Source organism: Leucobacter aridicollis, from assembly GCF_013409595.1.
In the GTDB taxonomy this organism is placed as follows: Bacteria; Actinomycetota; Actinomycetes; order Actinomycetales; family Microbacteriaceae; genus Leucobacter; species Leucobacter aridicollis.
Genome location: NZ_JACCBD010000001.1, coordinates 2,322,388 through 2,334,136, shown reverse-complemented (window position 1 = coordinate 2,334,136; position 11,749 = coordinate 2,322,388). Strand labels below are relative to the sequence as shown.

At 68.0% G+C, this 11,749-nt stretch carries 10 protein-coding genes; 4 read left to right on the top strand and 6 right to left on the bottom strand.

Annotation, left to right across the window (positions count from 1 at the left end; genetic code table 11):
• Positions 1 to 20: 20 nt before the first annotated feature.
• Positions 21 to 953, bottom strand: a complete 933-nt coding sequence (locus BJ960_RS10830) for a hypothetical protein (protein WP_185987296.1) — start codon at positions 951 to 953, stop codon at positions 21 to 23.
• 205 nt (positions 954 to 1,158) lie between these two features.
• Here BJ960_RS10830 and BJ960_RS10825 point away from each other — a divergent pair, with 205 nt between their 5' ends.
• Positions 1,159 to 1,635: a hypothetical protein gene (locus BJ960_RS10825; protein WP_185987295.1), complete on the top strand. Its 477-nt coding sequence runs from the start codon at positions 1,159 to 1,161 to the stop codon at positions 1,633 to 1,635.
• On the top strand, positions 1,632 to 1,928 hold the full coding sequence (locus tag BJ960_RS10820) for a hypothetical protein (protein WP_185987294.1): 297 nt from the start codon (positions 1,632 to 1,634) through the stop codon (positions 1,926 to 1,928). Before BJ960_RS10825 ends, BJ960_RS10820 begins: the two co-directional genes overlap by 4 nt.
• 198 nt (positions 1,929 to 2,126) lie before the next feature.
• On the opposite strand, the gene BJ960_RS10815 is transcribed toward BJ960_RS10820, so the two are convergent.
• The 4 genes from BJ960_RS10815 to BJ960_RS10800 form a co-directional block, all read right to left on the bottom strand.
• Positions 2,127 to 3,242, bottom strand: coding sequence for a Zn-dependent alcohol dehydrogenase (locus BJ960_RS10815; protein ID WP_185987293.1), 1,116 nt, complete (start codon positions 3,240 to 3,242; stop codon positions 2,127 to 2,129).
• A gap of 19 nt (positions 3,243 to 3,261) precedes the next feature.
• Entirely contained in the window at positions 3,262 to 3,831 is a 570-nt protein-coding gene (locus BJ960_RS10810) for a DUF3156 family protein (RefSeq protein WP_185987292.1), read from the bottom strand.
• Positions 3,828 to 5,282, bottom strand: a complete 1,455-nt coding sequence (locus BJ960_RS10805; RefSeq protein WP_185987291.1) for an APC family permease — start codon at positions 5,280 to 5,282, stop codon at positions 3,828 to 3,830. Before BJ960_RS10805 ends, BJ960_RS10810 begins: the two co-directional genes overlap by 4 nt.
• 186 nt (positions 5,283 to 5,468) lie before the next feature.
• Positions 5,469 to 7,055 carry a PucR family transcriptional regulator gene (locus BJ960_RS10800; protein ID WP_185987290.1) on the bottom strand — a complete coding sequence of 529 codons (1,587 nt, stop codon included), beginning with the start codon at positions 7,053 to 7,055 and terminating at the stop codon, positions 5,469 to 5,471.
• A 188-nt stretch (positions 7,056 to 7,243) separates the two neighbouring features.
• Here BJ960_RS10800 and serA point away from each other — a divergent pair, with 188 nt between their 5' ends.
• Positions 7,244 to 8,833, top strand: coding sequence for a phosphoglycerate dehydrogenase (serA, locus tag BJ960_RS10795; RefSeq protein WP_185988259.1), 1,590 nt, complete (start codon positions 7,244 to 7,246; stop codon positions 8,831 to 8,833).
• A 1-nt stretch (position 8,834) separates the two neighbouring features.
• Here serA and BJ960_RS10790 read toward each other — a convergent pair whose 3' ends face one another.
• The gene (locus BJ960_RS10790) at positions 8,835 to 9,206 is read right to left on the bottom strand and encodes a hypothetical protein (protein ID WP_185987289.1); all 372 of its coding nucleotides are present in this window, start codon (positions 9,204 to 9,206) and stop codon (positions 8,835 to 8,837) included.
• Positions 9,207 to 9,454: 248 nt separating this feature from the next.
• On the opposite strand from BJ960_RS10790, the gene BJ960_RS10785 reads away from it, so the two are divergent.
• Positions 9,455 to 11,716, top strand: a complete 2,262-nt coding sequence (locus tag BJ960_RS10785) for a polyribonucleotide nucleotidyltransferase (RefSeq protein WP_185987288.1) — start codon at positions 9,455 to 9,457, stop codon at positions 11,714 to 11,716.
• The last annotated feature ends 33 nt before the right edge of the window (positions 11,717 to 11,749 follow it).

Below are 11,749 nucleotides of genomic sequence, written 5' to 3'. Positions count from 1 at the left end.
CGGCGTCTATGCGTTCGAGACTATGCTGCGGGAGCGTTCTCGATGACGATCGGCGCGTCGCTCGGGTTCGCCCACTCGGGGGCCGGGAGCGTGACGTCGGTCGCGCCGCCCTGAATCTCCTTGAGCGCGGCCTCGATATCGGACGCGTTCTCGGGAACGTTCAGGCCGCACTTCTGCAGCTCGCTCGCGAACTTCAGGGTGAGGCGCTGCTTGCCGGCCTCGACGGCCTCGGCGGTCGTGCCGGTGCGCTTGTCGGAGCCTGTCTGAATGTCGGAGACGTTCTCGCACACGTGGTAGACCGAGCCGCCGTCGACCCAGACGACCTCGTCCTGGCCGAGCAGATGGATGACTGTCGACTGGTCTGCGTCGTACTTCTCGACCGATGCCGGGTTGTAGTCGATGCCGAGGGCCGTTGCGGCGAGCGCGAGCACGATGCCGATCGCGCCGGCGATGCCCTTCTGCTTGCCGTCCATGTCCTTGTTCGTGAAGATCAGGATGATGAGCGGGAGGAACGCGATGATCGCGATGATCGCGCCCAGCTGGTTCTGTACGAAGAACTTCACGGTCTCGGACTGGCGCGCGGGGTCGAGTCGGTTCGCCTTCTTCCACAGCACCGAGCCGGTGATTGCGAGCGCCGCGATGACTACGAGGGCGATGATCAGCGTGACGAACGCCCACTGTGGGAACACCGCGGTCGCATTCTGCTGCTCGAGCAGGCCCGTGTCCTGGTTGCGGACGAGGGTGCCGTCCTCGCCGACGAACTCGCGCTGACGCAGCAGCCAGAAAATCGAGACGGCCTCAAGCGCGATGGCGATTGCCCAGAGGATCGCGGCGATCCACCTGAACTGGGTCGCCTTCGCCTTTGCGGTTGCGGTCGGCGTCCAGGACGCTGCTGCTGGGGACTCTGCTGATGCCGCGGCCTTGCCGGACGCATTCTTTTTGGGTTCAACCACGGTGGTGCTATTCCTTTGTCGACATTTCTATGAAGTCGCTTTAAGTGTAGCCCGGTGGCGGCGTTTCGCCGATGACGAATTTGCAACGGATTTGCGGGGTGAAGTTAATGCCGGTGCACACGGCTTGAAGGTTTGCGGGCGAAGTACTTCGGCGATGGGTGCGGTTCCCAGAAGGCGGGCGCCGAAGCTCGATAACATTGAAGGCATGCGAACCGGAAGTGGCGAGGAGCGCGAGAGCGCCCTGCAAAGCGGGTGGACCGTCGAAGCGGCCCCGAGTATCCCAGAACCGGTCGAACCGGTCATCCCCGCCGCGACGGCGTCTGAGCGGGGCGACGCGGACGACGCGAGCGAGCCCGACGCGAGGCCGAAGCAGATGAGCAACCTCACCGTCGTGCTGCTCGGGCTCTCTGGCGGCCTGTTCATGCTCTACGCGTGGGTGTGGATGAGCTGGGCCCAGTACTACGCCGACGTGAACGCGGCCGTCGCCGCAGGCAGCGGCTCGATGGGCGGCGTGCTCCAGCAGATCGTGTTCTGGATCGCCCCGCTCGCGCCCGTGTTCTGGTTCATCTCGGCCCTGGTCCTCGCACGCACGCAGACTCGCAAGCTCGTGCTCGCACTCGTCATCGGGCTCGTCGTCACCTTCCCACTGCCGATGGTCTTTCTGAGCGGAGCCGCCCTGTGAACGCGAAGCTTGTTTCTGCATGGGTCGCGGCCGTGGTGATCCTTGCCCTCTACGCGTACGCCGTCGTCGCGGGCATTGGGAACCTCATGGGGATGTCGACCTTCCTGGGTGAGGCGCTCGGGCCGCTGCCGTGGACGCTGCTCGGGCTTGCCATCTTCGTGCCGATTGGCGCGCTGATCGTGTCACTCATCGTCGCCCGCGGCCGGCCGGCGTGGGTGCGCGTGTTGCTGCTCGCGACCGGGCTGTGCGTCGCGGCTGCGGTGCAGCTCGAGATCATGCACCTCATCTCCTAGCGCATGGACCGCCGCGCCTGGGCCGCCGCGCCTGGGCTGCCGCGCCTGGGCTGCCGCGCCTGGGCCGCCGCGCCTGGCCGCTGACGCACCAAACCGCACGCACCCTCCGAGACCGCCTGCTTTCTAAGTGAAAGCCGTGCGGTCTCGGAGGGTGCGTGCGGTTTCGGCCGGGTCGTGGCCAACCGGGAGCCCGGGCCCCTAGGCGTCGTACTCGATGACCGTGCGAATGCCGCGGCCCTTGCGCATCTCGGCGAACGCCTCGTTCACGCCGCTGAGCGGAATGCGGTCAGTCACCATGGAGTCAAGGTCGACTCGGCCCTCCATGTAGAGGTCGATGATCTTTGGGAAGTCGATCGATTGCCGGCTCGACCCGTAGTTTGAGCCGATCAGGCGCTTCTCCTGGTCGCTCATGACAAACGGGTCGATCGAGATCTTCACGCCGTCCGCCACCTGGCCGACGACGACGGCCGTGCCGCCGCGGCGGATCGCCTCGTAGCAGGCTTCGATTGTAAAGGGCAGGCCGATCGCCTCGAACGCGTAGTCGACGCCGCGCCCGTCGGTGAGCGCCATGACGGTCTCGACGAGGTCGACCTCGCGGCTGTTGATGGTGTGCGTCGCGCCGAAGGTTCGCCCGAGCTCGAGCTTTTCGGCGCTCACGTCCGCGACGATGATCTGCTTGGCGCCGGCGAGGCGGGCGCCCTGCACGACGTTCAGCCCGACGCCGCCGCAGCCGACCACGAGCACGGTGCTGCCTGGCTCGACGCCGGCCGTGTTCGTGACGGCGCCGATGCCGGTGGTCACGGCGCACCCGACGAGGGCGGCCTGCGCGAGCGGGGCGTCCCGACGGATCTTGATCGCCGCCGACGCCGGCACCATCGCGTACTCGCCGAACGAGCCGACCGCGAGGAAGCTCCGCACGTCTTCGTCGCCGTCACGCAGGCGTGGCTTGCCGTCGAAGAAGACATGCTGGTAGGCCGTTTCGTTCGCGAGCTGGCACAGCACGGGGCGGCCCGAGACGCAGAACTCGCACTTCTGGCAGGAGGGCGTCCACGAGAGGATCACGTGGTCGTCGGCTTCGAGCCCGGTCACCTCGGATCCGACGGCGACGACGACTCCCGCGCCCTCGTGGCCGAGCACGAGCGGCGCCGGGGTCTCCCAGTCGCCGTCGAGCGCGTGCAGGTCGGAGTGGCAGACGCCCGACGCTGCGAGCCGCACGAGCACCTCCTGCGGGCCGGGCTCCGAGGGGATCGTGAGCTCGCGGAGCTCGAGGGGCTCGTTCGGGCCGACGAAGACGGCCGCGTTCATGGTGATCATGGTGATCCTTTCGAGTGAATCAGACTGAGAGGGGGGACCAGTTGCGGAGCGCGCGGACGATGTCGAGCAGTCGCTCGGGCTCGCCTGCGGGGAACGCCGTTGCCTTAAACACCGGCGGAATGAGCACCCACACGTAGGAGCCGCCCATCGGGGTGAGCGTGAGCGTGCGCGAGGTGCGCGGGCCCGACACCGTCGCGGCGACGAGGTCGACGCCGCGCAGCTTGTCGCCGACGGAACGGTGCAGCGCCGCGAGTCGCGAGGCGAGCGCGCCGCCTGCCGCAGCGGCCGCCCGCACGAACTGCGGGCCGCTCCGGGCGCGGTGCGAGAGCTTCAGCCCGGTCGGCACGTCGGACTCGGCCGGAAGGGCGACCGAGAGCGTGAGGTTGTAGACCCGCGAGAACACGAAGTTGCCTCCCTCGTAGCTCAGCGTGACGTCGACGCCGTCCGCGGTGCGGGCCGTGACAGTTGTCTGGTCGCTGGCGATGACCTCGCCGAACTCGGTCGCGGTTCGCGCGAGGGCTGCCCTGGCCCGATCGACGATCGGCCCCGACCCCGCGAGCGGGTGCTTGCGCACGCGTGCGGTCGTCATCGCACGTCGCCGTCGGTCTCGCGCTGTAGCGCGGCGGGGGCGGCGAGCGGGGAGTCGAACTCGTCGTCGTCGAGGCTCTCCGAGCGCACGACGATGTTGTTCTGCGTGTGCGTGAGATCGGTCGGGGTGAAGAGCGGGAGCCGGTTGCGCTTCAGCCAGATCACGGCGAACAGTGCGATCGCGCCGAGGATGATGGCCGCGCTCGACCAGATGACGATGCGCTGGCTCATGTCTGGGACGATGAACACGATGAGGTAGACGCACGACGCGATGCCGAGGATCTGCGGCAGCGGGTAGAACGGCGTCTTGAAGGGGCGCCGCGCGTTCGGGTAGCGCTTGCGGAGCACGATCACGTCGATCTGCGCGATGATGTAGCTGAACAGCCAGGTCGTGCAGGCGATGCTGATGAGGTTCAGGATCAGCTCGATCCCGCCCTCCGCGAACGTCGAGTACAGCAGCACGGACGCCATGCACGCCGCGGTGACGAGCATCCCGGCCCACGGCACGCGCGTGCGTCGGCTCACCTTGGCTAGCCACTTCGGCAGCAGGCCCTCGTTGGCGAGGCCGTAGAGCATGCGCGGGATCGCCGCGAGGTAGGAGTTGCCTGTCGAGAACGACGCGAGGATCGTGACGACGGTCATGATGACGCCGCCGGCGGCGCCGAAGATTGCGGTCGCGCCGACGACGTGCGGGATCGACGAGCTTGCCATCTCGGCGAGGTCGGCGAAGCGCGTCGCGCCCCACCCGAAGAGCACATCGACGACGAAGATGGTGCAGACGCCGACGATCATCGCTGCCGGGATCGTCTTCCACGGCTTCTTGACCTCCTCGGCGAGCGGAGCAACGAACTCCATGCCGATGTAGAGCCAGATCGCGACGGCGCCCATCGAGGCGAGTGTGCCCCAGTCGGTGTTGAGTACGGGATTGTCGACGGGGGTCTGGCTCGTGAAGCCGAACACGCCGGCGAGCCCCATGATCGCGAGGATGCCCATGAGGCCGAAGACGACGGGGATCTGTACGCGCGCGAAGATGTCGACGCCCGAGATGTTCAGGACGAGCAGGATCGCGAGCAGGATGAAGGAGAATGCCGCGGCGGGGAAGCCGGTGAGGCTTTCGAACGAGTCTCCGGCGACCATGAGCTGGGTGCCGCCGTCGGCGGAGACAAGCACGAGGTATCCGCCGAGTACCGCGAGGATCGCGGGGAGCCGGCCGAGCGCGGGCAGCGTGTACTCGCCGACCATGCCGCCGCCGGGCAGCATCGACGCGAGCTCGCCGTAGGAGATCGCGACCATCGTGATGATGATGAGGCCGATGAAGGCGGGGATCGCGAACGCGAGCCCGCCCGTGCCGAACCCGTTGCCGAGGGAGACCATCGCGGTGCCGGACACCACGAGTCCTGTTGATGCCGCGTAGGCGGCGCCGAAGCCGAGACTTCGCTTGAGTTTTGTCATTCATCGCTCCTTTGCGGTGGGGCCGATGGCGGCCACACTCAAGCATGCGGAATCAGCGACGCGCGCGCATTCGACAGTTTGCGCATGTTGTGCGGCCAAATCGCCGCATTGTCGCCTATCCGGCTGCGCAGCCGTTGGCAAAGTGTCGAATGAGCTGCCGAAATGTCGACGGTTCGCCGACCGGGATCAGCCCTGCAGGTAGCGCAGCGCGAGCGCGAGCTCCGCCCGAACCTGGAAATCCTCGAGATCGGTTCCCGTCAGCACCGAGATCTGCTGCAGGCGCACTCCAAGCGTGTGCCTGTGCACGCCGAGCTCCCTGGCGGCTGGCAGGGGGCGCCCGTGGTGGCCGAGCCAGACGCGGAGCGTCGTGAGGAGCTCGGCGCCGTGTTCGGCATCGTGCGCGGTGACGGGCCCGAGCAGCCTGCGAGCGACGTGCGCAGCCTCCGACGAATCGATGAGGTCGGAGACACCCTCGCGCCAGATGTCGGGGAACGCGGTCACGCCGGCAGACTCCCGCCGCATGCCGAACTCGGCGGCCTTCTTGGCCTCGTCAAGCGCCAGCGCGAGGCCCTCCCAGCGGTCACAGCGTGACCTCCCAAGCGTGAGCGGGAACGTCTCGAGATGGGCGATGACCCGATCGGCGTCGCGTTCGTGTGCGAGCACCGCAAGATCGCCGCGGTACTGGGCGAAGAAGATCCCGAGATCCTCCTGGAGCTGCAGCGCCTCGAGCGCCGGAAGGACCCGCGCCGTCTCGACATCGCGCGGCACCCCGATGACAGTCACGAGGGGGACCTGGGGGAGCGGCCGCCAGACGCTCTCAACGATGTGGGAGGTGACGCCGACGTTGCCCGAGAGCACCAGCTGCAGCAGCGCATCGCGCAGCGTCGAGTGCAGCCGCTCGAGCGCCTGGTTCTGCTCGAGGGAGACGCTCACGAGCGCGAGCACGCTCGATAGCACGTTGCGTGAGACATCGTCGAAGGCCTGGCTCAGCGTGAGCACGAGCATCCCGCTGGGCTCGCCAGGCTCCCCGAGCAGCTGCAGGATCGCTTCGACCTCGGTGGTGACCTGCGCCGACCGGAAGCGCTGGCCGCCCGCGAGCGTCTCCTGCACGATCGCGGTGAGCTTCGGCTCCGAGAGGCGCCTCCCGTCGGGAGCGTCGATCACGATCACCGGATGGCCGAGCGGGTCGTAGAGTGCGACGCCGCACCCCAACTGCCTGGCAGTCTCGCGCAGCGTCGCGCTGAGCCCGTCGCGCCGCGTCGCGGCGTTCGCGATTGCCTTCTGCGCGCGCAGGGAACGGCCGTAGCGCTCGGTCTGGTCGCGCTGCAGCACGCGTGAAGCCTCCTGCAGAATGTCCATGAACGAGATCTCGTATGGCACCTCGAACAGGATGAGGCCGTGCCGCCGGCACGCCTGAGCGAGCGGGTGCGGCACGCCGCGGTGGAGCACGTCGCTCCCGAACCCGATCCCGATCACGCCGTGGGCGGCGACGAGGGCGACGTAGTCCTCATAGACCCGGTCGAGCCGGGCGGGGGAGACCCGCACCTCGGGGATCGCGGGGTCGGCGGCCTCCGTCACGGGGAACTGCCAGCCGAGGGTGAGGATCACCTCGGCCGGCCCCAGGAACGGCGTCGGATCGACCATGTCCGTCGCGTGCAGCCACTCGAAGTCCCGGTCGAGCGCCTGCTCGTCAGTCGTGCCCTCCTCGCCGCCAACGATCAGGTTGAGATGGAGCGACGGGTTCTGGAGGAGCTTGCGGAGGCTGAGAGACACGACACCATCGTAAGCGTGAGCGGCGGTGCGACGGCGAGAAATTGCGCGCGGGGCCGGCGGCGTGGCGCGCGAGCCGAGCGTCACGCGGCGCCACACGTGAAAGCGCGCGCATATTCGAGCAGTAGACTGGGGATCCGCGCTCTTGCGCCTCAACATGTGACGCTTCAACTATGCCGAAGGAACCACTCGTGACAAAGCCGGTCGTGCTGATCGCCGAAGAACTTTCGTCCGCCACTATCGCCGCGCTCGGCCCCGACTTCGACGTGCAGAACGTCGACGGTACCGACCGTGACGCGCTCCGATCGGCGCTCGCCACCGCCGACGCGGTGCTCGTGCGATCGGCCACGCAGCTCGATAGTGAGGCGATCGGCTGGGGTCCCAACCTCAAGGTCATCGCCCGCGCAGGCGTCGGCCTCGACAACGTTGACATCAAGGCCGCTACGCAGGCCGGCGTCATGGTCGTGAACGCCCCGACGTCGAACATCATCAGCGCCGCTGAGCTCACCGTCGCGCACATCCTCGGGCTCGCGCGCCACCTGCCCCGCGCCCACGGCTCGCTCTCGGCGGGCGAATGGAAGCGCTCCTCCTACACCGGCACCGAGCTGTACGAGAAGACAATCGGGATCATCGGGCTCGGCCGCATCGGCGCGCTCGTCGCCGAACGACTCCGCCCCTTCGGCGTCGAGCTCATCGCGTTCGATCCGTACGTGACGGCGCCCCGCGCGCAGCAGCTCGGGGTGCAGCTCGTCTCGCTCGAGGAGCTCGTCGAGCGTGCGGACTTCCTGACGATCCACATGCCGCGCACGCCCGAGACGCTCGGCATGATCGGCGCCGAGCAGCTGAAGGCGATGAAGTCGACCGCGTACGTCGTCAACGTCGCGCGCGGCGGGCTCATCGACGAGGGGGCGCTCGCCGAAGCGCTCGCCGCAGGCGAGATCGCGGGGGCGGCGCTCGACGTCTTCGTGCAGGAGCCCCCGGTCGACAACTCGCTCACCGGCCTGCCGAACGTGAACGTCACCCCGCACCTCGGTGCCTCGACGGCCGAGGCGCAGGAGAAGGCAGGGGTCGCGGTCGCGAAGTCAGTGCGCCTCGCGCTCGCTGGCGACCTCGTGCCCGACGCGGTGAACGTCGCCGGCGCTGGCATCGACGAGTACGTTCGCCCGGGCCTGCCGCTCACCGAGAAGCTGGGCCAGGTGTTCGCTGGGCTCGCCGCCGGTGCGCTCGCGTCGATCGACATCGAGGTCCACGGCGAGCTCGCGGAGCATCGCGTCGAGGCGCTCCGCCTCGCGGCGCTCAAGGGCATCTTCTCGAAGATCGTCTCCGATCCCGTGTCGTACGTGAACGCTCCGCTGCTCGCCGAGCAGCGCAACGTCGAGGTGCGCTTCTCGACCGACGCCGTCGCCGAGAGCTTCCGCAACATCATCACGATCCGCGGCTCGCTCACCGACGGCACGCAGCTGTCCGTCTCGGGCACGCTGACCGGGCCGAAGCAGATCGAGAAGCTCATCGAGGTCAACGGCTACGACGTCGAGCTGCCGCTCACCGAGCACCTGCTCGTGCTGAGCTACACCGACCGCCCGGGCATCGTCGCGACGCTCGGTGGGAAGCTCGGCGACGCCGGCATCAACATCGCGAGCATGCAGATCGCGCGCGACGAGAAGCGCGGCATGGCGCTCTCGGTGCTGACGATCGATTCCCCGCTCGCTGAGGATCTCGTCGACTCGCTCGCCGAGTCGATCGGTGCGGAGTCGGCGCGCGCGATCGTCGTCGACGCCTAACTTACTCACGGCGAGGGGCTCGGTCGGATGTATCCGACCGGGCCCTCGCGCGTTTCTCGGACCGTGTGCGGCGGTCGCTCGCGAGGAGCGCCGCGCAGGCGAGCGCCGCCACCGCCACCCCGATCATCACGATCGCGCCATCGGAGAGCTCGAGAAACCGCGTGGCTGCCGGGTGCGCTGCGCGAACCCCAGCGCCGAACTCCCACCAGCCGTCCGCGCTCTTGAACGTCGTGCGGTGCGTGATGCGCGTGCCCCCGAGTCGCTCTGCGATGCGCGGCCGAACGGCCGTGTTCAGGGCGACGGCGACGCCGATCGGAGCTGCCACGCACAGCGGGAGGGCGAGCGCCCGGAGCCGAGTTCGTGATCGAGGCATACGGCGAGTGTATCGGCGAGGGATCCTCCGCCCGTTCTGAGGGGGCCGATGCTATCCTGGCCATGCGGGTATCACCCCGCGTCAATGTTGAATCGAGCCCGTCGGTGGGTGGGCTGGTCTTCGGTGGTGGATCTCTCTGAGTAATCTCCAGGGCGGTCGTCTACTGAACATCAGCTCCGGATCGCACCGCGTTAGCGCAGCAGCGCTTCCGGACTGCCCCCGCGCGCTCACGTATGTAAGGAGTACCCGTGGAGGGTCCTGAAATCAAGTTCGCCGAGGCCGTTCTCGACAACGGTAAGTTCGGCAAGCGCACCATCCGCTTCGAGGCAGGCCGCCTCGCACAGCAGGCGCAGGGCGCGGTCGCCGCGTACCTCGACGAGGAGACCATGCTCCTCTCGGCAACGAGCGCCTCGAAGCAGCCGAAGGATCACTTCGACTTCTTCCCGCTCACCGTGGACGTCGAGGAGCGCTCGTACGCTGCCGGCAAGATCCCCGGTTCGTTCTTCCGTCGCGAGGGGCGCCCCTCGACCGAGGCGATCCTCGTCTGCCGTCTCATCGACCGCCCGCTGCGCCCGTCGTTCGTCGACGGCCTCCGCAACGAGGTGCAGATCGTCGTGACCGTGCTGTCGATCGCGCCGGGCGAGTTCTACGACGCGCTCGCGATCAACGCCGCGTCGATGTCGACCCAGATCTCGGGTCTGCCGTTCTCGGGCCCGATTGCCGGCGTGCGCCTCGCGCTCATCGGTGACCAGTGGGTCGCGTTCCCGAACGTCGAGCAGCTGAAGGACGCCGTCTTCGACCTCATGGTCGCCGGCCGCGTTGTCACCAAGGCTGACGGCACCGAGGATGTCGCGATCATGATGGTCGAGGCTGAGGCAACCGAGGATTCGTGGAACCTCATCAAGGGCGGCGCAACCCGCCCGGACGAGGCAGTCGTCGCGCAGGGCCTCGAGGCGGCAAAGCCGTTCCTCACCCAGCTCGTCAAGGCGCAGGAGCAGCTCGCCGCGCAGTCGGCCAAGGAGGTCCAGGAGTACCCGGTCTTCCTGCCGTACTCCGACGAGGTCTACGCTGCGGTTGAGGCGCTCGCTGAGACTGAGCTCGCTGGCATCTACCAGATCGCTGACAAGCAGGAGCGCCAGGACGCGGACGACGCACTGAAGGCGCGCGTGAAGGAGCAGATCGCGGCCAAGGTTGAGGCAGGGGAGCTCCCCGCCGAGGCAGACGGCCAGGTTTCGGGTGCCTACAAGTCGGTCACGAAGAAGATCGTCCGCGGGCGGATCCTCACCGAGGGTGCTCGCATCGACGGCCGTGGGCTGCGCGACATCCGCGCGCTCGACGCAGAGGTGCAGGTCATCCCGCGCGTGCACGGCTCGGCGATCTTCCAGCGCGGTGAGACCCAGATCATGGGCGTCACCACGCTGAACATGCTCAAGATGGAGCAGCAGATCGACTCGCTCTCGCCCATCACGAGCAAGCGCTACATGCACCACTACAACTTCCCGCCGTACTCGACCGGTGAGACCGGCCGCGTTGGCAGCCCGAAGCGCCGCGAGATCGGCCACGGCTTCCTCGCTGAGCGCGCGCTCGTTCCCGTGCTTCCCGCGCGCGACGAGTTCCCCTACGCGATCCGCCAGGTGTCCGAGGCGCTCGGCTCGAACGGCTCGACCTCGATGGGTTCGGTCTGCGCATCGACCCTGTCGCTGCTCAACGCTGGCGTGCCGCTCCGCGCGGCCGTCGCGGGCATCGCGATGGGCCTCGTGTCTGACACCGTGAACGGCGAGACGCAGTACGCGACCCTCACCGACATCCTCGGTGCTGAGGACGCGCTCGGCGACATGGACTTCAAGGTCGCAGGCACCTCGGAGTTCATCACCGCGCTGCAGCTCGACACCAAGCTCGACGGCATTCCGTCGGACGTGCTCGTCGGCGCGCTCGCGCAGGCGAAGGAGGCCCGCACCGCGATCCTCGACGTCATGGATCAGGCGATCGACGCTCCCGACGAGATGGCGCCCACCGCGCCCCGCGTCATCAGCGTGCAGATCCCGGTCGACAAGATCGGTGAGCTCATCGGCCCCAAGGGCAAGACGATCAACGGTATCCAGGACGAGACCGGCGCCGACATCTCGATCGACGACGACGGAACCGTCTACATCGGCGCTGTCGATGGCCCGTCGGCCGAGGCTGCCCGCCTGCAGGTCAACGCGATCGCGAACCCGCAGAACCCCGAGGTTGGCGAGCAGTACCTCGGTACGGTCGTGAAGAACGCTGCGTTCGGCGCGTTCGTCTCGCTGCTCCCGGGCAAGGACGGCCTGCTGCACATCTCCGAGGTGCGCAAGCTCGTCGGCGGAAAGCGCATCGAGTCGGTTGACGAGGTGCTCTCGATCGGCCAGAAGATCCTCGTGAAGATCACGAAGGTCGACGATCGCGGCAAGCTCTCGCTCGAGCCCGTCATCGAGGAGGCAGCTGCCGACGCTCCGGCCGAGGCCGCAGCTGAGGCTGACGCCGAGTAGTAATCGCTTCACACACACGGCGCCCGTCGCTCC